The 22,328-nt window shown below is 67.4% G+C and carries 23 protein-coding genes; 8 read left to right on the forward strand and 15 right to left on the reverse strand.

The genetic code is table 11. The annotated features are described in order from the left end of the window. The first annotated feature begins 193 nt into the window (after positions 1-193). Positions 194-907, forward strand: a complete 714-nt coding sequence (locus Q0O97_RS09195; protein ID WP_294927769.1) for a hypothetical protein — start codon at positions 194-196, stop codon at positions 905-907. Between the two features lie 39 nt (positions 908-946). On the opposite strand, the gene Q0O97_RS09200 is transcribed toward Q0O97_RS09195, so the two are convergent. The 7 genes from Q0O97_RS09200 to Q0O97_RS09230 form a co-directional block, all read right to left on the reverse strand. Then, the gene (locus tag Q0O97_RS09200; RefSeq protein WP_294927772.1) at positions 947-1,654 is read right to left on the reverse strand and encodes an ABC transporter ATP-binding protein; all 708 of its coding nucleotides are present in this window, start codon (positions 1,652-1,654) and stop codon (positions 947-949) included. After that, the gene (locus Q0O97_RS09205) at positions 1,647-2,384 is read right to left on the reverse strand and encodes an ABC transporter ATP-binding protein (RefSeq protein ID WP_294927775.1); all 738 of its coding nucleotides are present in this window, start codon (positions 2,382-2,384) and stop codon (positions 1,647-1,649) included. Before Q0O97_RS09205 ends, Q0O97_RS09200 begins: the two co-directional genes overlap by 8 nt. Next, positions 2,374-3,333 carry a branched-chain amino acid ABC transporter permease gene (locus Q0O97_RS09210; protein WP_294927778.1) on the reverse strand — a complete coding sequence of 320 codons (960 nt, stop codon included), beginning with the start codon at positions 3,331-3,333 and terminating at the stop codon, positions 2,374-2,376. The genes Q0O97_RS09205 and Q0O97_RS09210 overlap by 11 nt, the downstream gene beginning before the upstream one ends. Beyond that, positions 3,330-4,202: a branched-chain amino acid ABC transporter permease gene (locus Q0O97_RS09215; RefSeq protein WP_366125251.1), complete on the reverse strand. Its 873-nt coding sequence runs from the start codon at positions 4,200-4,202 to the stop codon at positions 3,330-3,332. The genes Q0O97_RS09210 and Q0O97_RS09215 overlap by 4 nt, the downstream gene beginning before the upstream one ends. Before the next feature lie 58 nt (positions 4,203-4,260). Next, positions 4,261-5,481: an amino acid ABC transporter substrate-binding protein gene (locus tag Q0O97_RS09220; protein ID WP_294927781.1), complete on the reverse strand. Its 1,221-nt coding sequence runs from the start codon at positions 5,479-5,481 to the stop codon at positions 4,261-4,263. A 92-nt stretch (positions 5,482-5,573) separates the two neighbouring features. Further along, positions 5,574-7,331, reverse strand: coding sequence for an FAD-dependent monooxygenase (locus Q0O97_RS09225; protein WP_294927784.1), 1,758 nt, complete (start codon positions 7,329-7,331; stop codon positions 5,574-5,576). Further along, positions 7,331-8,428 (reverse strand): maleylacetate reductase, encoded by a 1,098-nt coding sequence (locus Q0O97_RS09230; protein ID WP_294927787.1) that lies wholly within the window; start codon positions 8,426-8,428, stop codon positions 7,331-7,333. Before Q0O97_RS09230 ends, Q0O97_RS09225 begins: the two co-directional genes overlap by 1 nt. A gap of 62 nt (positions 8,429-8,490) precedes the next feature. Here Q0O97_RS09230 and Q0O97_RS09235 point away from each other — a divergent pair, with 62 nt between their 5' ends. Next, positions 8,491-9,441, forward strand: coding sequence for a LysR family transcriptional regulator (locus tag Q0O97_RS09235; protein ID WP_294927789.1), 951 nt, complete (start codon positions 8,491-8,493; stop codon positions 9,439-9,441). Positions 9,442-9,444: 3 nt separating this feature from the next. Here the strand turns inward: Q0O97_RS09235 and Q0O97_RS09240 are convergent, their stop codons facing one another. The 6 genes from Q0O97_RS09240 to Q0O97_RS09265 all read right to left on the reverse strand — a co-directional run bounded on the left by Q0O97_RS09240 (position 9,445) and on the right by Q0O97_RS09265 (position 14,163). Further along, entirely contained in the window at positions 9,445-9,777 is a 333-nt protein-coding gene (locus tag Q0O97_RS09240) for a hypothetical protein (RefSeq protein ID WP_294927792.1), read from the reverse strand. Between the two features lie 5 nt (positions 9,778-9,782). Further along, positions 9,783-10,619 (reverse strand): intradiol ring-cleavage dioxygenase, encoded by an 837-nt coding sequence (locus tag Q0O97_RS09245; protein ID WP_294927795.1) that lies wholly within the window; start codon positions 10,617-10,619, stop codon positions 9,783-9,785. A gap of 19 nt (positions 10,620-10,638) precedes the next feature. Then, positions 10,639-11,142, reverse strand: a complete 504-nt coding sequence (locus tag Q0O97_RS09250; RefSeq protein WP_294927798.1) for a flavin reductase family protein — start codon at positions 11,140-11,142, stop codon at positions 10,639-10,641. Between the two features lie 55 nt (positions 11,143-11,197). Further along, positions 11,198-12,418 carry an acyl-CoA dehydrogenase family protein gene (locus Q0O97_RS09255; RefSeq protein ID WP_294927800.1) on the reverse strand — a complete coding sequence of 407 codons (1,221 nt, stop codon included), beginning with the start codon at positions 12,416-12,418 and terminating at the stop codon, positions 11,198-11,200. A 23-nt stretch (positions 12,419-12,441) separates the two neighbouring features. Next, positions 12,442-13,224, reverse strand: coding sequence for an alpha/beta hydrolase (locus Q0O97_RS09260; RefSeq protein ID WP_294927803.1), 783 nt, complete (start codon positions 13,222-13,224; stop codon positions 12,442-12,444). A 180-nt stretch (positions 13,225-13,404) separates the two neighbouring features. After that, positions 13,405-14,163: an IclR family transcriptional regulator C-terminal domain-containing protein gene (locus tag Q0O97_RS09265; RefSeq protein ID WP_294927806.1), complete on the reverse strand. Its 759-nt coding sequence runs from the start codon at positions 14,161-14,163 to the stop codon at positions 13,405-13,407. Between the two features lie 102 nt (positions 14,164-14,265). On the opposite strand from Q0O97_RS09265, the gene Q0O97_RS09270 reads away from it, so the two are divergent. The 3 genes from Q0O97_RS09270 to pcaF are packed head-to-tail and all read left to right on the forward strand — an operon-like array spanning position 14,266 to position 16,869. After that, positions 14,266-15,000, forward strand: coding sequence for a 3-oxoacid CoA-transferase subunit A (locus Q0O97_RS09270; protein ID WP_294927808.1), 735 nt, complete (start codon positions 14,266-14,268; stop codon positions 14,998-15,000). Beyond that, positions 14,997-15,668, forward strand: coding sequence for a 3-oxoacid CoA-transferase subunit B (locus tag Q0O97_RS09275; RefSeq protein ID WP_294927811.1), 672 nt, complete (start codon positions 14,997-14,999; stop codon positions 15,666-15,668). The genes Q0O97_RS09270 and Q0O97_RS09275 overlap by 4 nt, the downstream gene beginning before the upstream one ends. A 1-nt stretch (position 15,669) precedes the next feature. Further along, positions 15,670-16,869 carry a 3-oxoadipyl-CoA thiolase gene (gene pcaF, locus Q0O97_RS09280; RefSeq protein WP_294927814.1) on the forward strand — a complete coding sequence of 400 codons (1,200 nt, stop codon included), beginning with the start codon at positions 15,670-15,672 and terminating at the stop codon, positions 16,867-16,869. Here the strand turns inward: pcaF and Q0O97_RS09285 are convergent. Further along, positions 16,866-17,804, reverse strand: coding sequence for a helix-turn-helix domain-containing protein (locus Q0O97_RS09285; protein WP_294927817.1), 939 nt, complete (start codon positions 17,802-17,804; stop codon positions 16,866-16,868). The two genes, pcaF and Q0O97_RS09285, sit on opposite strands and share 4 nt — an antisense overlap. Positions 17,805-17,900: 96 nt before the next feature. Between Q0O97_RS09285 and Q0O97_RS09290 the strand changes: the two genes are divergently transcribed. Genes Q0O97_RS09290 through Q0O97_RS09300 form a run of 3 tightly spaced genes read left to right on the forward strand, consistent with a single transcriptional unit; the run spans position 17,901 to position 21,231 of the window. Further along, complete coding sequence (locus Q0O97_RS09290) at positions 17,901-18,821, forward strand: 3-keto-5-aminohexanoate cleavage protein (RefSeq protein ID WP_294927820.1); 921 nt, start codon at positions 17,901-17,903, stop codon at positions 18,819-18,821. After that, complete coding sequence (locus Q0O97_RS09295; protein WP_294927823.1) at positions 18,818-20,236, forward strand: carnitine 3-dehydrogenase; 1,419 nt, start codon at positions 18,818-18,820, stop codon at positions 20,234-20,236. The genes Q0O97_RS09290 and Q0O97_RS09295 overlap by 4 nt, the downstream gene beginning before the upstream one ends. A 26-nt stretch (positions 20,237-20,262) precedes the next feature. Then, positions 20,263-21,231, forward strand: coding sequence for a GlxA family transcriptional regulator (locus Q0O97_RS09300; RefSeq protein WP_294927826.1), 969 nt, complete (start codon positions 20,263-20,265; stop codon positions 21,229-21,231). Here Q0O97_RS09300 and choX read toward each other — a convergent pair. After that, the gene (gene choX, locus Q0O97_RS09305) at positions 21,220-22,158 is read right to left on the reverse strand and encodes a choline ABC transporter substrate-binding protein (protein ID WP_294927829.1); all 939 of its coding nucleotides are present in this window, start codon (positions 22,156-22,158) and stop codon (positions 21,220-21,222) included. The genes Q0O97_RS09300 and choX overlap by 12 nt on opposite strands. Positions 22,159-22,328: the final 170 nt, after the last annotated feature.

The raw sequence follows: 22,328 nt of genomic DNA on the forward strand, positions 1-22,328 counted from the left end.
TGCGCAATCCTGCGCGCGGATCGAGCGGCTGGTCAACCGCTGGAACCCCTTCGGCGGCGGGCCGAGCCTGTCGCGCGAACCCTTTTGCGTCCACCAGGCCACTGCCCGGCGGCGGCGAACTGGCGGATCGGGTTCCCGGCTGCCATGCTGGTCCCCGAATCCGCAAGAAAGGTAAAGAATGACAAGGACAGCTTTGAAACCGGCCGCTTGCGCCCTTGCCCTGCTGATCGCGCAGCCCGCCGCCGCGACCCCGCCCGACATGGTCGATCTGCGTGACGAGTTGTTCGGGATCGGGCTGACCGAGGTATTCGTCCTGCGCACCGTCACCGACAACATGGGCCTGCATGCCACCGGGCTGAGCACCGTGTTCCTGGCCGCGATCGACGGCGCGACGGGCGAGGAAACGCTGTGGCCGCTCTACCGTGCGCGCTTCGCCCCCGACCACGACCGCGATCCGACCGGCAACACGATGGGCATCGAGACATGGCCCCTGCCCGACCCCGCCGATCCCTTCGCGATCCTGGCACGGCGCAAGGCCGTGCCCGCCGGGGCGGCGGGCCTGCTCTGGCCGCAGGCGGGGACGGTGACGCTGGATGCCGAAGGGCTTTCGGTCAGCCACGACGACGGCGCGTCGTTCCACCTGCCCGCCCTGCAACTGGCCGCGATGCTGGAACGCACCACCGCGCAACTGGCCGAATTGGCCGAACCCTACAGCCGTCCGAATACGCTGACGCTTGGCGACCTGCTGGCCGGCCGCGACATCGACCCCGCTGGCTGCACGGCTTCCCAGGACGCGCTGCTGCGCTTTCCGGCCAGGACCGCGCCGATCCAGCTCGTGCGCATCACCTGCGGCGACCCCGAGGAAGACTTCACCCTCTCGCGCCTCGTGGCGGTGCCCGAGGGCTAGGCCGTTCCGCTCCGGTCGGGGCCTGCCTGCGCGGATCGGTCAACTGCCCAGATAGGCTTTCTGGACCGTTTCGCTGGCCAGCAGTTCGCTGGCGGTTCCTTGCCCGCAGATGACGCCTTTCTCGATCAGGTAGCCACGGTCCGAGATCGCGAGGCTCTGATGGGTGTTCTGCTCGACCAGCAGCACGCTCATCCCGGTGCGGGCGATGCTGGGCAATGCGCGGAACAACTCGGCGGTCAGCAGCGGCGACAGGCCCAGGGACGGCTCGTCCAGCAGCAGCACCCTGGGGCGGGTCATGATCGCGCGCCCGATGGCCACCATCTGCTGTTCGCCCCCGCTCATGGTGCCGGCGACCTGGGTCAGGCGCTGTTCCAGCTTGGGGAAGATGCCGAAGACCAGATCGCGGCTTTCATCGGCCTTTTGCCGCGTGCGGGGAAGGAAGGCGCCAAGCGACAGGTTCTCGGCCACGGTCAGGGTGGAAAACAGGTGCCGCCCCTCGGGCACCAGCGCCAGCCCGGCATCGACGATGCGATATGCGGGCAGGCGGTGCAGCGCCTGGCCGTCCAGCATGACCCGCGCGCCGGGATCGGGCGCGACCAGACCGGCGATCGCCTTGATCAGCGTCGATTTCCCCGCGCCATTGGCGCCCAGGACCACGACGATTTCCCCCTGCCCGATCTTCAGGGCGGCGTTTTCCAGCGCCAGGTGGCGCCCGTAACGGACGGACAGGCCCGAGACTTCAAGCATGGACAGGTTCCCCCAGATAGGCTTCGACGACCAGCGGATCGGTCAGGACCTGCGCGGGCGCGCCCTCGGCGATCTTGCCGCCCGCGTTCATCACCACGCAACGGTCGCACAGCGAATGGATGGCGGACATGACATGCTCGACCATGACGACGGCGATCCCCAGGTCGCGGATCTTGCGGATCAGGGCGATGCCGGAAAGAAGCTCGGTCGCGTTCAGGCCGGCCAGCCATTCGTCCAGCAGCAGCACCCTGGGTTGCGAGGCCAGCGCGCGCGCCAGTTCAAGGCGCTTCTGGTCGATATAGGTCAGCTTCCCGGCCTCGACCCCCGCCAGATGGGCCAGGCCGGCCAGCTCCAGATACTCCATCCCCTGCCGGGCGATCCGGTCGTTCCACGGCTGGCCGGGGCGGAAGGCCAGCCCGACGACGGCGTTTTCCAGGACGGTCATGTCCTCGACCAGCCGCAGCAACTGGAAGGTGCGCGCCACGCCCATCCGCGCGACCTGGTTCGCGGGACGGCCGGAAATCACCTGCCCGTCCAGCGTGATCGTGCCGCGATCCATCGGAAAGCTGCCCGAGATCAGGTTCATCGTCGTGGTCTTGCCCGATCCGTTCGGCCCGATCAGCCCCAGGATCTGGCCGCGCATCAGGTCGAAGGACACGTCGTCCACCGCCACCAGCCCGCCGAAGGTCTTGCGGATGCCCTGCACCCGCATGATGATGTCACCGTCCATTGCCAAGGACCTCCTTCGCCGAGGGTTGGGGTTTGCGCATCCGCGCCAGCATCGCCTCGATCCGGCCCACGATACCGTTGGGCAGAAGGTAGACGATCACGATGAAGACCAGGCCCAGCAGCAGCGAAAACGCCTGCGGAAACTGGCTGCCCAGGATCTCGAACAGGGCCGACATCAGCAGCGCGCCCAGCAGCGGGCCGTATAGCCGGTGCATCCCGCCAAGCAGCGCCATGATGACCACCTGAAACGACAGCGTGGCGTTGAAGGCGATCGAGGGGTCGATATAGGTCCAGCGCGGCGCCATGATCGCCCCCGCCAGCGCCATCACGGACGAACTGGCGACGAACAGCCCCAGCTTGGCGAAGGTCGGGTTCAGGCCGAAATGGCGGGCCATCACCTCATCCCCGCCGATCACGCGCAGCGCAAAACCCAACCGCGAGCGTTTCAGCGCCACCGCCCCCAGCAACAGCACCGCCAGCAGGGCCAGCAACTGCCAGAAGATCTGGTTCTGGCTGATGTCCAGAAACACGTAGCGGCCGATGGATTGGGTGACGTTGACCTCGTACCAGGTGATGAGCTGGCGAACCATCTCGGACAGGCCGAAGGTGAAGATCACGAAATAGATGCCCGCAAGGCGCAGCGTGGCCAGCCCGACGACCAGCGCGACCAGCGCCCCGATCAGCAGCGCCACCGCCAGGACGGCGGCCCAGGGCAGCGTCTCGCCCAGGACCGCAACGGTATAGGCGCCGATGCCGAAGAACACCACGCTGGCAAGCGAGATATAGCGCGTCGGTCCCGAAAACAGCCCCCATGCGGTGGCCAGCACCATGAAGTTCAGCGTCCCGATGGCCAGCGTCAGGCCGAAGCTGCCGGCCAGCCAGGGCAGGAAGGCCAGCGCCCCCGCGATGGCCAGGATCGCGCCATAGGGTTTCAGCGAATGCGGTGTCATCGCGCCACCTTTCCGAAGATGCCCGAGGGCCGCACCAGCAGCACGACCAGAAAGACCGCATAGATCACCGCGACCGTCAGGCCGGGGTCCAGATAGGCGGCGACGAAGGACTCGACAAAGCCCAGGACCAGCCCCGAGATCAGCGCGCCGGGCACATGGCCCACCCCGGCCATGATGACCACGATCAGCGCCTTCATGGTAAAGACGACGCCCATTTCGGCGGTAAAGGTCAGGTAGGTGCTGATCAGCACGCCCCCAAGCGCCGCGATGGCGCCGCCGATGGCGAAGGCCAGCCCCGCCGCCCATTGCACGTCGATGCCCACCAGCCGCGCACCCACCGGATCGACCGCGACCGCCCGCAGGGCCGCGCCGGTGCGGGTGCGCATCAGTAGCAGCCAGCACAACGCCCCCACCACCAGCGCGGCGGCGAAGGACAGCAGCCGGTTGGCGGAAACCGTGGCGTCCAGGATGCGCACGGGCCGCGCCATATAGCTGTAGTTGGTATAGTTGCTGCCGAAGATCAGCAGCATGACGCCCATCATCGCAAACAACAGCCCGAAGGTCAGCAGCAGGCTGTCGATTTCCAGCGACATGGCGCTTTTGGCGCGCCTGACCAGCGGCATCGCCATCACCCGATAGACGAAGAGCGAGACCAGGAACGACACCGGCACGATCCCCAGCGCCAGCAGGTAAGGGCTGATCCCCAGCGTCGAGAACAGCACGAAGGCGGCAAAGGCCGCCGCGATCAGAAACTCGCCATAAGCAAGGTTCATGGTGCGCGACACCCCGTATTGGATCGTCAGCCCCATCGCGACCAGCGCATAGACGCCACCAAGCGTCAGGCCGGTCAGCACAGCATTCATGAACATCCCGTCATCCTTTCGGCTTCAGCGGCACGGGCAGGCGGGTCCGCCCGTGCCTTGGGGGTCAGCGCGCGGGCCAGGGCTGTTTCGGAACGACCAGTTCCCCGGCGCCGGGAACGTCGCGCGGACCAAGGCCCACGACATGGCCGTCGCGGATCTGGCCGGCCTTGAAGATGGCGGGCATTTCCTGCGTCGCCAGCGTGATCTCGCCCAGGACGGTGTCGAAGGTGCCGGATTTCATCTCGGCGGCGATGGCGTTGTTGTCCAGGCTGCCGACGCGCTCGATCGCCTGCTCCATCGCCTGCAAGCCCGCATAGGTGACGATGCTGCCCGCGCTGTCGGGCTTGCGGCCCGTCACCTCTTCGTGGCGGGCGACGTATTCGCGGGTGGCCTCGTTGCCCATGTCCAGCCCGCCGTGGGTCAGCAGGTCCACCGCGCTGTCGCCAAAGCGGTCCTGGAACATCGGAAAGGCGCCGCCGATGCCGACATACATGACCTGCGGATTGAACTGGTGCAGTTGCGCGCTTTCGGTCAGCGCAACGGTGTCGGGCGGATAGGAAAAGGCGACGAAGGCCTGCACGTCGCGCACATCCGTCAGGATGGACGAAAAGTCCTGCGTGCCGACCGGATAGGTCTGGTCGTAGATCAGGTTGAAGCCCTTGTCGGCAAACGCCTTGCGCGCGGCCTTGGCCAGGTCGATGCCAAAGGCATCCGCGACCGACACCATCGCCACGTCGTCACCGATATGGCCCGCCGCGCGGGCTTCGTCCAGCAGCTCGACCACGGGTTCGGCCCAGGATGCGGCAGTGCCCGACAGCCAGAAGCTGTTGGGCCAGCGCTGCGCCAGTTCGGGCGCGCGGTCGGTGATGCCGGTGGCCATCATCTGGATATAGTCGTGCCGGTCGAAAAGCGGTCCCACCGCCAGGTTCATCGCCGTCCCCCAGGGGGCCAGCAGGATATCGACCTTGTCCTGGTTGATCAGCCGCTCGACCGCGCGCACGGCCTCTTCCGAGTTCGAGCGGTCGTCATATTCGATCACCTGGACCGGGCGGCGTTCGTCGCCGACCAGCAAGCCGCCCTTTTCGTTCAGCTCATGCACCCAAAGCTGATAATTGGGCAGGGTCGTGGTCATGGCCCCGCCCGCATTCGGGCCGGTCAAGGACAGCGCATAGCCGATCCTGACCGGCTCGCCCGTGGATTGGGCGAGGGCCGCCCCCGCCCCCATCGCCGTCATGGCGAGGACACTGGCGAATGTGGTCAGCGCGGTTCTTCTGTCGGTTTTCATCATCTTCTCCCTTTTCCGCCGTGGCGGTCCCTGTCTGAAGGGGTCCCCAAGCCCCCGAAAACCCGGCCCCGCCATCGGGACCGGATGCGCCTTCAGCGCGCGAGTATCTGGCGAAGCACGCGCCGCAATTCCTGCTGGGGGGCCTCGGCCATGCCGGTGGCCCGCCATGCGACATGGTGGTCGGGACGCACCAGCAGGCAGCCGTCGTCGCCGATTTCCGAAAGCCGCGCCCAGTCGCCGCTGTGATCGACATGTTCCTGCCGCGGTCCGATCACATGGGACGCCAGTTCGATCCCCATTTCCCCGGCCACCGCAGCCGCCGCCCGGACCCAGGGCTCACCCCCCAGCCCGGTCAGCAGCGCGAACCGCCCCCGCCCGCACAGATCCAGCGTCGAGACCCTGCCGCCGTCGTCATGGCGGTAAAGCCAGGCATGAGGCAGCCGCGCGCCGGGCCATGTCGTGGGCTGGTGGTGCAGTTCCGCATCCAGTTGGAAGGCTGGCTCCATCTGCCCGTCCGTGACCACCGCACCCGAGCGGTAACGCTGGTTCATCTCGACCCCGTGGGCGTCGAATTCGTATTTCTTGAAGGCAATGGCCTTGCGGATCGCGTCGCGCTGCGCCTCGGCGGCGGGGGTCCCGTCGCTGCGGGCTTGCAGGTTCTGCTGCATCTGCGCCGGATCGACACCCTCAGCCATGCCCAGCGCCTCGAAGATCGGGCCGGTTTCCGCGATGGAGCGGTTGGCGCGGGTGACGATCTGTTTCGCGATCGGCGCACGTTCGGCGTCGAAGCTGTCCAGCAGCGCCTCGCCCGCCTGCCCCTTCAGCACCAGCGCCATCTTCCACGCAAGGTTGAAGGCATCCTGGATCGAGGTGTTGGAACCCAGCCCGTTCGACGGCGGATGCCGGTGGATCGCATCCCCGATGCAATACACCCGCCCGTTCGACAGCCGCGTGGCGTAATAGTTGTTGACGGTCCAGGTGTTGGCCGAAAGCAGCTCGATTTCCAGGTCGGGATCGCCGATCAACTGCCGGGCCACGCCGACGGCGAATTCGGGCGTCACCTCGGGCGCGGGGGCGTTGATGTCATAGCCCCAGACGATCAGCCATTCGTTCCAGGGCCGCACCATGCGCACCAGCCCCATGCCGATGCCGCCCACATCCGCGCCGGGCTGCATCACCCAGTAAAGCACGCTGGGGCGATGGGCGACATGGCGCGACAGGTCGGCACGGAAATGGATGTTCATCGAGCCGCCGACGCCCATCTTGCCCTCGAACGGCAGGCCGGCATGTTCGGCGACCAGCGACTTGCCGCCATCCGCGCCGATCAGGTATTTCGACCGGATGGTGACGTCGCGCCCCGTCAGCCGGTCGCGGCAGGTGGTCGTGACCCCTTCGCCGTCCTGTTCGTGGAACAGGTATTCGGTGGACATCCGCGCCTGCGTGCCGCGCGAACAGGCGGTCTTGAACAGCAGCGGCTCAAGGTAGGTCTGCGGCAGGTCGTTCATCCGCGCGGGCGAGGACATGACATGTTCCGCCCTGGACAGCGGATGATTGCCCCAGGCCTGCATCCGGCCGATTTCCTCGCCCGCCAGGCTTTCGCAAAAAATGTTCTCGCCCATCAGGTCCTGGTGGGTGGCGAACATATAGGCCTCGTCCTCGACCTCGCGGCCCAGATCGCGCAGCACCTCCATCGTGCGCTGGTTGGTGATATGGGCGCGGGGCGTATTGGCCAGCCAGCGATAGCGGTTGATCACCATGTTGCCGATGCCGTGGCTGGACAGCAGCGCCGCCGCGCCCGAGCCTGCGGGACCCGTTCCGACGATCAGGACCTCGGTCGTGATATCAGCCATCATTCTTCCTCCTGACAGTGGTTCGGGATCTGCGGGGCATCCCCGTTCCAGGCCGCTTGCAACAGGCGGCGCAACGGGTCGCGGCGGATCTCGCGCGGGTTCCAATAGGGGTTGGCCGCGGCCAGATCGGCGGCGCGGTCCAGATCGGATTGCGCCAGCCCCAGATCGCGCAGGGCCAGCGGCGCACCCAGCCGGGCGGCAAGGTCGTGGATGCCCGCCGCCGCGCTGTCCGTGCCGAAGATCCGCGCCACCGGGGCCAGCAGATCGGGCACGGCGGCCTCGTTATAGGCAATGGCATGGGGCAGGATCACAGCATGGGTTTCGGCATGCGGCAGGCCGAACGTGCCGCCCAGCGTGTGGCAAAGCTTGTGGTGCAGCGCCATGCCGACCTGCCCCAGGACCGTGCCGCACAGCCATGCGCCGTAAAGCGTCAGGCCCCGTGCCTGCAAGTCGTCCGGCGCCTGCATCACGCGCGGCAGCCCCTCGTGGAAGGCCCGCACGCCTTCCAGCGCCATCATCGTCGAGATGGGCGAGCGGTCGCGCGCATAAAGCCCCTCGACCGCATGGGCCATCGCATTCAGGCCCGAGGTCACCGTCATCCCCGGCGGCAGGGTCGCGACCAGTTCGGCATCGTAGAGGATCACGTCCGGCTGCACGCGCGCGTCGGTCAGGGTGGTCTTCATCCCGTTTTCGGTCTGGCCCAGGATCGGCGTGGCCTCGGACCCGGCGTAGGTGGTGGGGATGGCGATCTGCGGCAGGCCGGTGCGCAGCGCGACGGCCTTGGCCAGCCCGATGGTCGAGCCGCCGCCGGCCGCCACCAGCAGGTCGGCCCCGATTTCGCGCGCATGGGCAGCGGCCCGTTCGGAAACCTCGACCGGCGTATGCATGACGGCACCGGCAAAGCGGCCCGCGATCCGGTCGCCACAGATCGCCGCCAGTTCCCCGGCCAGCGCCGCCTGTTCGGGCGTGGTCAGCAGCAAGGCCCGCCGCGCGCCGGCCAGGTCGATTTCCTGCGCCAGTTCGCGCCGCACCCCCGGCTTGAACCGCGTCCGGTTGGCGGCGCTGCGGGCCGTGAATTCGCTAAGGAAGAATGACATGGCGGTTCCTGCTGGTAGATGGATATTGATCTGGAGAAGGCCGGGTCTTATGCCTTTGAGTTATGAAAATCGAAAGCGAACATCTGGAAATCCTTGCCGTCATCGTCGAAAAGGGCGGGCTGACCGATGGCGCCGATGCCCTGGGCAAGTCGCAGCCCTCGGTCTCGCGCAGCATGAACCTGCTGGAAAGCCGCATCGGAATGCCGCTTTTCGAGCCGGGCCGCCGTCCGCTGCGCCCCACCCAGCTTGGGCAAAGCCTGGCCCGGCTGGGCGCAAGGATCCGCACCGCCAATCAAGAGGCCAGCCTGCTCGTCCGCCAGTTCCGGCAGGGCCGCGCGGGCCTGTTGCGGGTGGGCGGGTCGCCGATCTTCATGGACGGGGTGGTCTCGACCATGATCGCCGACTTCCAGTCGCGCAGTCAGGACATCCAGATCCAGCAATCCTACGGCTATCTGGACGAATTGACCGGAAAGCTGCGCAACGCCGCGCTGGATCTGGCCATCCTGCCGGTGCAGCCGGGACAGATGCCGCAGGGCATGGATTTCATGCCGCTGATGTCGGGCAACAACGTCATCGCCTGCCGCGCCGGTCATCCGCTGACCCACCATCGCGCGATCACGCTGGGCGATATCGACGCCTTTCCGTGGATCTCGCCGCCGATGGACAGCCCGCTGTTCCGCGATCTGGAACGGGCGTTGAAATCCATCGGGCACGAGGAAATGCGCGTTACCTTCTCGGGCGGTTCGCTGGCCTCGATCCAGTCGGTGCTGACCGGCTCGGACAGCCTGACCGTGCTGCCCTATTCCGTGGTGTTCATGTCGCGCCGCACCGTGCCGCTGGAGGCCCTGCCGCTGAAGATCGACCACGCCTCGCGCCAGTTGGGCGTGCTGACCAGCAAGGACCGTCCCCTTCCACCCGCGACCCAGCATTTCATCTCCTTTCTGGTGACAGAGTTCCAGCGCCTGCAAAGCCGGATGGACCATGAAAACCAGGTCACGATGCGGCGCGGATAACCCTTATTTCAGCGTGACATAGCCCGCGGCTTCGATCGGACTCATGCGGATGGCGGCGGGCAGGCCGGTGATTTCCAGCATCCGCTCGCGGATGCGTTGCGCCGTCGCCAGGCACAGTTCGGGCGTGCGGTCGGGGCGGCGGATATAGCCCAGTTCGAAGTTGATCGTCGGCTGCTCGGGCATGCCCTTGACGCCGATGATGGCGAACTGGCAGGCCGAGCGGCTGACCTCCAGATCGCGGCAGATCATTTCGCGCAATCCGGGCAGCCCGGCGGTCAGCCTTTCGCTGATCGCGTCAAGCTGGGTGTCGTCGACGAAAATCTTGATATTCGGCATGGGTATCAGTTCTCTACAAGGATGAAATCGAAATCCGAGCGCCATTCGGTCGGCTGGCCGGACAGCTTTTCGTAATCCGCGATCAGGGTGTTCTTGACGCCGAAAACCGCATCCGATTCCAGGTATTCGTCGCCGTCCACGAAGGTGTGCGTGATCAGCTTCTGATAGCCCGGCGCCGTCACCAGATAATGCATATGCGCAGGCCGCCACGGGTGGCGCCCGATCCGCGACAAAAGCTGGCCCACCGGCCCGTCGTCGGGGATGGGATAGCTGACCGGCTTGATGCCCACGAAGGCATAGCGCCCGTCGGCCCCGGTGATGAAACGCCCGCGGTTGTTCCATTTGGGCTGGATGTCGGGCTGCTGCACGTCGTAATAGCCGTCGGCATTGTCCGACCAGACATCGACGCAGGCGCCTTCGATCGGGTTGCCGCCGCAGTCCAGGACCCGCCCCCGGAACAGGCAGGATTCGCCCTTGCCGTCCAGCGTGATCCGCTCGCCCATCCGGCGGAGCGGCGCGCCCTCGACGTGGAAGGGGCCGAAGACGGTGTTTTCCGTCGCGCCTTCGGGTCGGCGATTGTTGATCGCATCGACCAGCATCGACAGGCCCAGCACGTCGGACAGCAGGATGAACTCCTGCCGTTCGGGGGAACAGATCTGGCCGGTGCGGGTCAGGAAGTCGATCCCGGCCTCCCATTCCTCGGGCCTGAGGTGGCATTCGCGTGCGAAGGCGTGCAGATGCCGGACCAGGCAGGACATGACCTCGCGCATGCGCGGGTCGGCCTCGGGCGACATCCTGCCGTTGACCACCTGTTCCGAGTTCGTTTCCGAGAAATAGCTCATGGGTTCACCTCTTTCGGGGTCATTGTTCGCTGCCCGTCCGCGCCAGCCGCCGCCAGCCCCGGTCCAGATAGACCAGCGAGGCCGCGTCGCCGTCCGCGATCCGCCCGGCCAGCAGTTCGGCCACCACCAGCGTCGCGCCGTTCAGTTCCAGGCGGCGGGTGATGCGGGCGCGAAACCAGTTCGCCACGTCGCTGTAGCGCGGCTCTCCGGTCGGCAGCCGCTCCCAGGCGACTTCGGCAAAACGGTTCGCCCCGCTGGTCGCCCCCAGCCGCGCGATTTCCAGATCCGGGTAGCGCATCAGGTGGATCACGATGTTTTCCGCCCCCAGCAGCGCCTTGCCCGCCGAGGACGCCGCCGACAGCGAAAAGGCCACCGTGGGCGGCTCGGCACTGACCGAGATCAGCGAACTGACCGTCAGCGCGACCGGGCTTTCGCCGCAATCGGCGGTCAGCACCGCCACCCCGGCGGGATGGTTGCGGAACGCATGGCGGAATGCCTCGCCAAGCGATTGGGTAGCACTCATGTCCAGATCATCCGGTTGGGCCGAGGCACGGCAGGGCGCGCGCCCCGGCGGCATGTCATTTCTTTTCGATCAGGTCGTAGAACTGCCAGCGGCGGTCGCTCCAGATACCGCCCAGATCGCGCCCGCCCGAGGCGACGATGCCGGGCGAGACGGTGATATGGTTCACCGCCACCATGATATCGCGGAAGAACCGCTGCATGACGCCCGCGCGCAGGCTGGCGCCGCCGGCGGCGCGATAGGCGAAATTGGCGGCCCTTTCGGCGGCCTCGTGGATTTCCGCCTTGGCCAGGTGCAGCATGGTGATCTGGCGGGTCGATACGGGCTGGCCGCTTTCGACCGTCCGCTCGATATCGCCCCAGACCTCCATGACGAAGGCACGGGCGGCGCGGAAACGGGCCTCGGCGCTGCCATAGTCGTGCCAGAACTTTTCGCTTTCGCCCAGGGCGCCCGCGCGGCCGGTCTTCTGGCGCGCGAAGGCGGCGATCTCGTCCAGCATCCGCCGCCCCGCGCCCATCGCCCAGCCGGTGTGCCCGATCGAGGCCAGCCCGATCACGCCAAGGCTGAACAGCTCTTTCTGGCGCTGCGGCTCGGCGGTCTGGATCGGAAAGACCATGTCCTCGGCGATGAACACGTCCTCGGCGGCATAGTCGATCGAGCCGGTGCCGCGCAGCCCCAGCACGTCCCAGTTGCCCAGCGGCGTGTGTTCCTCGATCGGCGCATGGGTGCACATGATGATCGGATTGCCGTTTTCGTCCCTGGCGGGCTTGCCGGTGCCGTCGTCGATGAAGGCCGCGCTGTGGGAATAGGTCGCATGGCTGTAGCCCGAGCCATAACTCCACCTGCCGTTCAGCCGCCAGCCGCCTTCGACCTTCTTCAGCATGCCCAGGGGCGCGCCCTGCCCCGAGAAACGGTTCTCGGTCCCCGGCGCGAACAGCCGCGATACGGCGCTGTCGGGCAGGAAGGCCGCGGACATCGCGCCGATCCCGGCATGGACCATCGAGACCCAGCCCGCCGCGCCCGAATACCAGGTGACGGCCTCGATCAGTTCCATCCCCTGCGTGGGCGGCAGTTGCGCGCCACCCAGGCTTTCGGCGGCGAAAAGATGGGACATGCGCAGCGGGCGCAGGGCCTCGAAGCTTTCCGGCGTCAACTCGCCCGCGGCCTCGTCGGCGTCGGCATTGGCCTCCAGGATGGGGCCGATCTGCCTGATCTGTTCCAGCAGGTCGCGGTAATCGACCGTCTGGCCCCAGTAGCTGTGTTTCAAGGGCATGTTCATTCTTTCCTCCCGAAAGATCTGGTTCAGGCGATCAGGAAATCGCCGATTTCCGTAACGGTTTCAGGTCGTTCCTGCGCGATCAGGTGACCCGTGCCGGGCAGCGTCAGCAGCCGGGCATTGCCCAGCGATTCGATCCACAGCGGCGCTTGCCCGGCAGGCAGAAGGCGGTCGTTCTCGCCCCAGACCAGCAGCGTCGGATTGGTGATCCGCGCCATCATCCGCCGCAGGTTGGGATGGCCCATGCCGAAGGGCGCGCAGATGCGCCCGACCGTCTCGCCTTCACGGGCACGCGCGGCGCCGAAGCTTTCGGCAAAGGCGGGGTCGCTGCCATCGGGGAAATAGCGCAGCGCGACCGAAACGTCATGGGTCAGATAGCCGGGAAAGTCCTGCGGCGCGATCCCGCCCAGCGCGGTGGCGGGCCAGGCGGGATCGTTCAGCCCCGCGGGGGCCATCAGCACCACCTTGCCGAAACGCTCGCGCGCCACCGCCGCCAGTTCGGTGGCCATCCACCCGCCCATCGAAAAGCCGATCAGATGCGGGGTCTCGCCCGGCAGCATCCGGTCCAGCAGGTCCAGGTAATGCACCAGCAGGTCGGCCATTCCCGACAGATGCGGCGCATCGCCGGAATCGCCCATGCCGGGATGGCTGGGGCAATGGACCCGGAAACGGTCGCTCAGGCCCAGGGCGAAATCGAACCCCTCCAGCGTCGAGGCGCCATGCAGGAACAGCACCGGCTGCCCCCGACCCGCGACCCTGACGGCGGTTTTCACCCCGCCGATGTCGTATTCGCGCAGTTCAAAGCTCATCCTTCCCCCCCTTGCTGTCCGCCGTGCCTCCTACACGGCGGGATGATCGCGCCCGCCCCATCGGGCCGGTTTCAACCACGGGGGGATTTAGGCTTCATCCGTGCTTGGCAGTCAAATGCCAAGAACAGCGGTTAATATAACCCAAAGATATATTCATGCGGTGATCATCCGGTTCGCCGGTCACCGCAATGTCCGGCGCAACCCCTCCTGCACCCGCAGCAGCGCAGGCAGATAAAGCGCCGCCAGTTCCCCCGCCGAGGATTGCACCGCCGCCACCCCGGTATTCAGCGCCGCCACGACCTGGCCGCGCATGTCGTAAAGCGGCACGGCTATCGAGCGCAGGCCCGGCTCGATTTCCTGGTCGATGACCGCATGGCCGTCGGTGCGGGCCTGCCGGATGCGGGCCATGATCTCATCCGGTGCGGTCAGGCTGTGGGCGGTGCGGGGGGTCAGGTCCGAACGCTCGACGATGGCGCGCGCCTGCGCTTCGGGCAGGGCGGCCAGCAGCACCCGGCCCATCGAGGTGCAATGCGCAGGCAGCCGCGATCCCGGCATCAACCCGATGGACATCACCCGCCGCTGCGCCGCCCGCGCCAGATAGACGATCTCGGTCCCGTCGAGGATGGAAACCGAGGTCGATTGCCCGATCCGTTCGGACAGTTGATCCAGCCAGGGCTGCACCAGTTGCGCCAGCGGCATCGCCGCCAAAGCCCCCATTCCCAGCCGCAGGATGCGCGGCGTCAGGGCAAAGAACTTGCCGTCGTAATCGGCATAGCCCAGTTCGTGCAGGGTCAGCAGGCAGCGCCGCGCGGTCGCCCGGTCCAGCCCCGTCGCCTCGGCCACCTCGGCGATGGAAAGGCGCGGGCGTTCGGCGCGAAATGCCTCGATCACGCGCAACCCCTTGGCAAGCGAGGCGATGAAGTCGGTTTTGTTCACCATGCGCACAGGTTTTTACGCAAATTGAACAAAGGTCAATATCCGCACGAATTTTCTGGCCCGACGGCAGCCATATGCCCATGAATGCCCCGGCAGGAGGAGTTCATGGACAAACGCATCCCCAACCTGGCCGAGGCCGTCGCCAGCATCCAGGACGGCGCCACGGTGATGATCGGCGGCTTCGGCGGCTCGGGCGCGCCGATCGAGTTGATCCACGCGCTGATCGACCGCTATCTGGCGACCGGCAGCCCCGGCAACCTGACCATCGTCAACAACAACGCGGGCAACGGCCATGTCGGCATCGCCGCGCTGATCGAGCAGGGCATGGTCCGCAAGATGGTCTGTTCCTTCCCGCGCTCGGCCGATCCACGTGTCTTTACCGAGAAATACCTTGCCGGAGAGATCGAGCTGGAACTGGTCCCGCAAGGCACGCTGGCCGAACGCATCCGCGCGGGCGGCGCGGGCATCCCGGCCTTCTACACGCCCACGGGCTATGGCACCGATCTGGCCCGCGGCAAGCCCGTGGCCGAATTCGACGGGCGCCACTATGTGCGGGAACGCTGGCTCAAGGCCGATGTGGCGCTGATCAAGGCCGAATCGGGCGACCATTACGGCAACCTGACCTATCGCATGGCGGCGCGGAACTTCTCGCCCCTGATGGCGATGGCGGCGGCGCGCACCATCGCGCAGGTGACGCGGGCGGTCGCGCCGGGCGGAATCGACCCCGAGGCCGTCGTGACGCCGGGCATCTTCGTGTCAGGCATCGTCGAGGTCGCCAATCCGGCGCAGGAAGAGGCGCTGAACCGCGCAGGCGCCGCCTATCCAGAGGTGCAGCCATGACCCCGAAACTGACCAACGCCCAGATCGCCTGGCGCGCGGCGCAGGACATCGCCGATGGCGCCTATGTGAACCTTGGCATCGGCTTTCCCGAGATGGTGGCCAAGTTCCAGCCGCCGGGCCGCCAGGCGGTGTTCCATACCGAGAACGGCGTCCTGGGCTTTGGCGAGGCCCCGCCCGCGGGGACCGAGGACTGGGACCTGATCAACGCCGGCAAGAAGGCGATCACGCTGAAACCCGGCGCAGCCTTCTTCCACCATGCCGACAGTTTCGCGATGGTGCGGGGCGGGCATCTGGACGTGGCGATCCTGGGCGCCTACCAAGTGGCGCAGAACGGCGACCTGGCGAATTGGTCCACCGGACCCAGGGGCGTCCCCGCGGTCGGCGGCGCGATGGACCTGGTGCATGGCGCAAGGCGCGTCGCAGTCCTGACCGATCACGTCACCAGGGACGGCAAGCCCAAGCTGGTCGAAACCTGCACCCTGCCCTTGACCGGCGTGGGTTGCGTGACCCGCGTCTATACCTCGCTTGCCGTGGTAGATGTGCAGGACGGTCGTTTCGTGCTGCGTGAAAAGCTGTCCACGATTTCCCTTGATGACCTGCAAGCCGTGACCGGCGCGCGGCTGCATCTGGACGGTGCGGTCGGCGATCTGGCCGCGCCGGAGCTGTGACATGACCCAAGCCTTCATCTGCGACTATATCCGCACGCCCATCGGCCGTTTCGGCGGCGCGCTGGCCCCGGTCCGCGCGGACGACCTGGGCGCCATTCCCCTGCGCGCGCTGATGGCGCGCAATCCGGGCGTGGACTGGCAGGCGGTGGACGACGTGGTCTATGGCTGTGCCAACCAGGCGGGCGAGGACAACCGCAACGTGGCGCGCATGTCCGCGCTGCTGGCGGGGCTGCCGGTCGAGGTGACGGGCACCACCATCAACCGGCTTTGCGGCTCGGGCATGGACGCGGTGCTGGCCGCCGCGCGCCAGATCGCCGCGGGCGAGGCGGACCTGATGATCGCGGGCGGGGTCGAATCGATGTCGCGTGCGCCCTTCGTGCTGCCCAAGGCGGAAAGCGCCTTTTCCCGCCATGCCGAGATCCACGACACCACCATCGGCTGGCGCTTCGTGAACCCGGCGATGCAGGCCGCATATGGCACCGATTCCATGCCCCAGACCGGCCAGAACGTCGCCGACGACTATGGCATCCCGCGCGAGGCGCAGGACGCGATGGCGCTGGCCTCGCAAGCCAAGGCGGCGGCAGCCATCGCCAATGGCCGGCTGGCGCGCGAGATCACGCCGGTCGCGGTGCCCCAGCGCAAGGGCGATCCGATCCCGGTCGAGACCGACGAACATCCCCGCGCCACCACGCCCGAGGCGTTGGCCAAGCTGCGCCCGCTGTTTCCGAACGGCTCGGTCACGGCGGGCAATGCCAGCGGCGTAAACGACGGGGCGGCGGCGCTGATCCTGGCATCCGAGGCGGCGGCGCGCGCGCATGGCCTGACCCCCATCGCCCGCATCCTTGGCGGCGCGACGGCGGGCGTTCCGCCGCGCATCATGGGCATCGGCCCTGCCCCGGCCAGCCAGAAGCTGATGGCACGGCTGGGCTTGACGCAGGCGGATTTCGACGTGATCGAACTGAACGAGGCCTTCGCTGCCCAGGGCCTCGCCACGCTGCGCCAGTTGGGCATCGCCGACGACGACCCGCGCGTGAACCCGAACGGCGGCGCCATCGCGCTGGGGCATCCGCTGGGCATGTCGGGCGCGCGCATCACCGGCACGGCTGCGCTGGAACTGGCGCTGAACGGCGGCAGGCGGGCGCTCTCGACCATGTGCATCGGCGTCGGCCAAGGCATCGCCGTCGCGCTTGAACGGGTTTAGACCGGGAACCGCCTGCCGGTTGCGCCGGTCGATTGCCGGATGGGCTGGCCATAGGCGCGGCGGTGGGCCTTGCTTAGCGCCGCCGCGCTGGAATAGCCGCAGCGCAGGGCGATTTCGCGCAGGCCAAGCCCGGTTGCGCTGGCCAGTTCGCGGGCCTGCGACAACCGCAGCATCTGGAAATAGCGGCCTGGCGCCATCCCGGCCTCGGCGCGGAACAGGCGGTCCAGCTTGCTGGCCGAGACGCCGCAGCGCAGGGCGATTTCCGCAAGCGGCAGGGGCGTCTCGACCGTCTCGGCCATCAGGTTCATCGCCTGCCGCAGCCGCGCTGTGCCCTTGCGGGGCAGGCCGGGCATGGCGGGCGCGGGTTTGCCGGGACCGGCATCGTGCAGGAACATGTTCGATGCGGCAAAGGCATTGGCCTGGCCGAACCGTTCCGCGATGAAGGCCAGGATCAGGTCCAGCGCCCCCGCCGCACCGCCGCAGGACCAGACGCGGCCCGCCATGACATAGGGCGCGGGATCGGCCTGCGTATCGGGGAAGGCCTCGGCGAAATCGGCCAGCAGCGACCAATGCAGCGTGGCGCGTTCTCCGCGCAAAAGCCCCGCCGCCGCCAAGAGCCACGGCCCGCTGTCGGCGCCGATCACGATGCGGCTTTGCCGCGCCAGCCCCGACACCCGGCGCAGCCCCGCGCCACCGGCATGGCCGCGATAGCCATAGCCCGCGACCACCACCAGCAGGTCGAACATCCCCGCGTCGGGCACATCGGGGACGACCGACAACCCGCTCGAGGACCGCACCGGGCCGCCCGTCGGCGTCAGCACCTGCCAGCGAATGTCGATCCCGGCCTGGTCGCGGACGGCCCGCAAAGGCTCCAGCAGGCAGGAGAGGACCATGTTTGAAAAGCCCTCGAAGAGCAGAAAGCCGATGCGGGTCATGAAATGCCGACCTGTCTGGACAACAAGATGACAGGATAGGACAATCCGCCCGCCCCGCAACCCCCTAGCATCGGGCGCGCCAGACAGGAGTTCGCCATGCCCTTGACCATGAACCGGGACGTTTTCATCACCTGCGCCGTGACCGGCTCGGGCGGCACGCAGGACCGTTCGCCCCATGTGCCGCGCAGCCCGCAGCAGATCGCCGACAGCGCCATCGCGGCGGCGAAGGCAGGCGCGGCGGTGGTCCATTGCCATGTCCGCGACCCCGAAACCGGCGCGCCCTCGCGCGACCGGGCGCTTTACCGCGAGGTGACCGACCGCATCCGCGCGGCCGAGGTGGACATGGTGCTGAACCTGACGGCGGGCATGGGCGGCGACATCGTTTTCGGCAATGCCGAGGCGCCGTTTCCACTGAACGCAGCCGCGACCGACATGGCGGGCGCAACCGAACGCATGGCCCATGTCGCGGAATGCCTGCCCGAGATCTGCACGCTGGATTGCGGCACGATGAATTTCGCCGAGGCCGATTACGTGATGACCAACACCCCCGGCATGCTGCGGGCAATGGGCGGGATGATGACCGCGCTTGGCGTCAAGCCCGAGATCGAGGCTTTTGATACCGGCCATCTGTGGTTCGCCAAGCAGTTGGTGCAAGAGGGCACGCTGGACAGCCCCGCGCTGGTGCAGCTTTGCATGGGGGTGCCCTGGGGCGCGCCGAACGACCTGAACACCTTCATGGCGATGGTGAACGCGATCCCGCAGGATTGGCTTTGGTCGGCGTTCAGCCTGGGGCGCGACCAGATGCCCTATGTCGCGGCGGCGGTGCTGGCGGGCGGCAATGTCCGCGTGGGGCTGGAGGACAACCTGTGGCTGGGCAAGGGACAGTTGGCGACCAACGCGCAACTGGTCGAGCGCGCGGTGACGATCATCGAGAACATGGGCGCCCGCGTCATCGGCCCGCAAGCCGTGCGGGACCGGCTGGGGCTGGTCAAGCGCGCGCCGGGGGGTGCGACATGAGCCGGGCGGCGATCATCGGCGGCGGCGTCATCGGCGGCGGCTGGGCCGCACGCTTCCTGCTGAACGGCTGGGACGTGGCGGTCTTCGACCCCGACCCGCAGGCCGAACGCAAGATCGGCGAGGTGCTGGCCAATGCCCGCCGCGCGCTGCCCGCGCTCTATGACCGCGCCCTGCCGCCCGAGGGGCGCTTAACGTTTCACGCCGATCTGGCCGAGGCGGTGGCGGGTGCCTCATGGGTGCAGGAAAGCATTCCCGAAGTTCTGTCGCTGAAGCATCAGATCCTGCCCGCCATCGCGGCGGCGGCGGGACCGGATGCGGTGATCGGCTCGTCCACCTCGGGCTTCAAGCCGTCGGAACTGAACGCGGGCGGAACGAATGCCATCGTCGCCCATCCCTTCAACCCGGTCTATCTGCTGCCTCTGGTGGAACTGGTCGGCGATGCGGCGGCCTGCGCCCGCGCCGCCGACATCCTGCGCGGCATCGGCATGTTCCCCCTGACCGTCCGCAAGGAAATCGACGCCCATATCGCCGACCGCCTGCTGGAAGCCGTCTGGCGCGAAGCCCTTTGGCTGGTCCGCGACGGCATTGCGACGACCGGCGAAATCGACGAAGCCATCCGCATGGGCTTCGGCATCCGTTGGGCGCAGATGGGCCTGTTCGAGACCTATCGCATCGCGGGGGGCGAAGCCGGGATGCGGCATTTCATGGCCCAGTTCGGCCCGGCCCTGTCATGGCCCTGGACCAAGCTGATGGACGTGCCCGAGTTCAACGAAGAGCTGGTCGAACTGATCGCCAGCCAGTCCGACGCGCAATCGGGCCATCTGTCCATCCGCGAACTTGAACGGCTACGCGACGACAACCTGGTCGGCATGATGCGCGCCCTGCGCCGGTCGGACAGCGGCGCGGGGGGCGTCTTGCGCGCGCATGAGGCAGCCTTGCCCGAGCAGGGCGAACAGGACGGGCTGCCCGTCACCGCCGCGCGCCAGGTGCCGGTCACATGGACCGATTACAACGGCCACATGAATGAGACGCATTACCTGGAAGCCGCCTCTCTGGCCACCGACCGCTTGCTTGAGATGATCGGGGCGGGGGCGGATTACGTCGCCTCGGGGCGCAGCTTCTTCACGGTGGAAACCCATATCCGCTATCTGGACGAAATCCACGCAGGCGACCGGCTGACCGTCACGACGCAGGTGCTGGGGGCGCAGGGCAAGAAGCTGCACCTGTTCCACCGGCTGCATCGCGGCGACGCGCTGGCCGCCACGGTCGAGACGCTGCTGCTGCACACCGACCTGACCACCCGCCGCACCAGCCCGCCCGCGCCCGAGGTGGCCGGGGCGATGGCCGATTGGGCCGCCCGCCACGCCGGAATGCCCGCCGAAGGGGCGGGGCGTTTCACCGGCCAGCGGGCATAAGGCAGGGTGCGGATGATGTGACGGCGATGGTCTTTCGGCACTCCGACCGCCCCTTGCACGCCACGATCCTGGTGCTGCCCGAGGCATCGGTGATGAGCCTCGCCGCCACGCTTGACCCCATGCGCGCCGCGAACCGCGTCACCGGCGCCGAACCCTATCGCTGGCAGGTCGTATCGCCCGACGGCCGGCCCGTGGCGACCAGTTGCGGGCTGAGCGTGCAGGTGGACGGCCCGTTCCGCCCCGATCAGGACTGCGACCTGCTGGTGGTGGTCGCCGCCTTCAACGCCGCGCGCCACGCCACGCCCGCGATCCTTTCCGCCCTGCGGCAGGGGGCGCGGCGGACAAAGCTGCTGGGCGGGGTCGAGGCAGGAAGCTGGGTGCTGGCGATGGCGGGCCTGCTGGACCAGCGCCGCGCCACCACCCATTGGGAAGACCTCGAGGATTTCGCCGCCCGCTTTCCCCAACTGCGCGCCATTCCCGACCGCTGGGTGATCGACGGTCCCGTCTTTACCACCGGCGGCGCGGCGCCGACGCTGGATTTCATGCTGGCGCTGATCCGCGCCCGACAGGGGTTCGACGTGGCGCTGAACGTGGCCAGCCTTTATGTCTATGAAGAGGTGCGCCTGCCCTCGGACGCGCAGCCGCTGGTGTCGCTGGGCCGTGCCGGGCGGACCCAGGGCCGCGTCGCGCTGGCGATCCGCATCATGGAAAAGCACCTGGACAGCCCCCTGCCCGTCGCCCGGATCGCCGCGCAGGTGAAATGCTCGACCCGGACGCTCGAGGGGCTGTTTCGCGACACCGTCCAGACCGCGCCCGGCGCCTATTACCGCTCGCTGCGCCTGCAAGCGGCGCGGCGGCTGGTCACGGATACCGATCTGGGCATGGCCGAGATCGCGGTCAGGACGGGCTTCGCCTCGATCGCCTCGTTGTCGCGGGCATTTCGGCGGCGGTTCGGGCAGCCGCCTTCAGCCGCCCGGCGCGATTCAAAGGCCTAGCGCCTCTTTCGCCACGGGCAGGCCCGGTTCGCCGTCGAAGGTCGTGACATCGGCAAGCCATGTCTCCAGCGTATCGGGGTTGTCCTTCAGCCAGCGTTCGGCGGCATCGACCGGCTCCATCCCCTCATCCAGGACGTAGGACATCATCACGTCCTCGGCCTCGACCGTGAAGGAAAGATTGGACAGGAAGCGGCCCAGGTTGGGGCATTCCTCGGAAAAGCCCGCGCGGGTGTTGGTCAGCACCGTCGCCATGCCGTCCTGAGGCCCGAAGGTGTCGTTGCCGTCGGTCAGATATTCCAGTTCATAGCGCACGTTCATCGGATGCGGGCGCCAGCCGAAGAACAGGATCGGCTGTTCGGCCTGGATGGCGCGCTGGACCTGCGCCAGCATCCCCTGTTCGCTGGATTCGACCAGTTCGAATTCGCCCAGGTCGAAGGTGTTTTCGGAAATCAGTTCAAGGATCGTGGCGTTGGCGCCGCTGCCCGCCTCGATCCCGTAGATCGTCCCGCCCAGTTCATCCTTGAAATTCGCGATATCGGAATAGGTCTTCAGCCCCGCCGCATGCGTATAGGCGGGCACCGCAAAGCCGATCAGCGCGCCTTCCAGGTTGGGGCGCACCACCTCGATATCGCCCGCATCGACCAGCGGTTTCTGCTGGGGCTCCTGCAAGGGCATCCAGTTGCCAAGGAAGATATCGGTATCGCCCTGCTTCAGCGATTCGAAGGTGACCGCCACCGAAAGGATCTGCACCTCGGGCGCATAGCCCAGGGCTTCCAGCACCTGCGCCGACATGGCAGTGGTGATCGTGATATCCGTCCATCCGACGTCCGAAAGGCTGGGCGCCTGGCAGGTGGCAGGCTCGGCCGCTTCCGCGCGGGGCAGAACCGCAAGCGAGGCAAGGGCCGCAATGGCGATCTGGCGCTTCATCATCATTCCTCCGTTGTTTCGTCGGCCGATCCGCGTCGGCCCTGCGACGCAGAATAGCCCGGATGACCGCACCCGATTGCCCCGTTGCGCAGAAAATTTGCCAATCTGCGCAGAACCGCGCGGGGTTTCGCACTATCGCCTGCCGGCATCCTTTGATCCTATGATAAGCG

Origin of the sequence: uncultured Paracoccus sp., from assembly GCF_945915435.1 — a bacterium.
Taxonomy (GTDB): Bacteria; Pseudomonadota; Alphaproteobacteria; order Rhodobacterales; family Rhodobacteraceae; genus Paracoccus.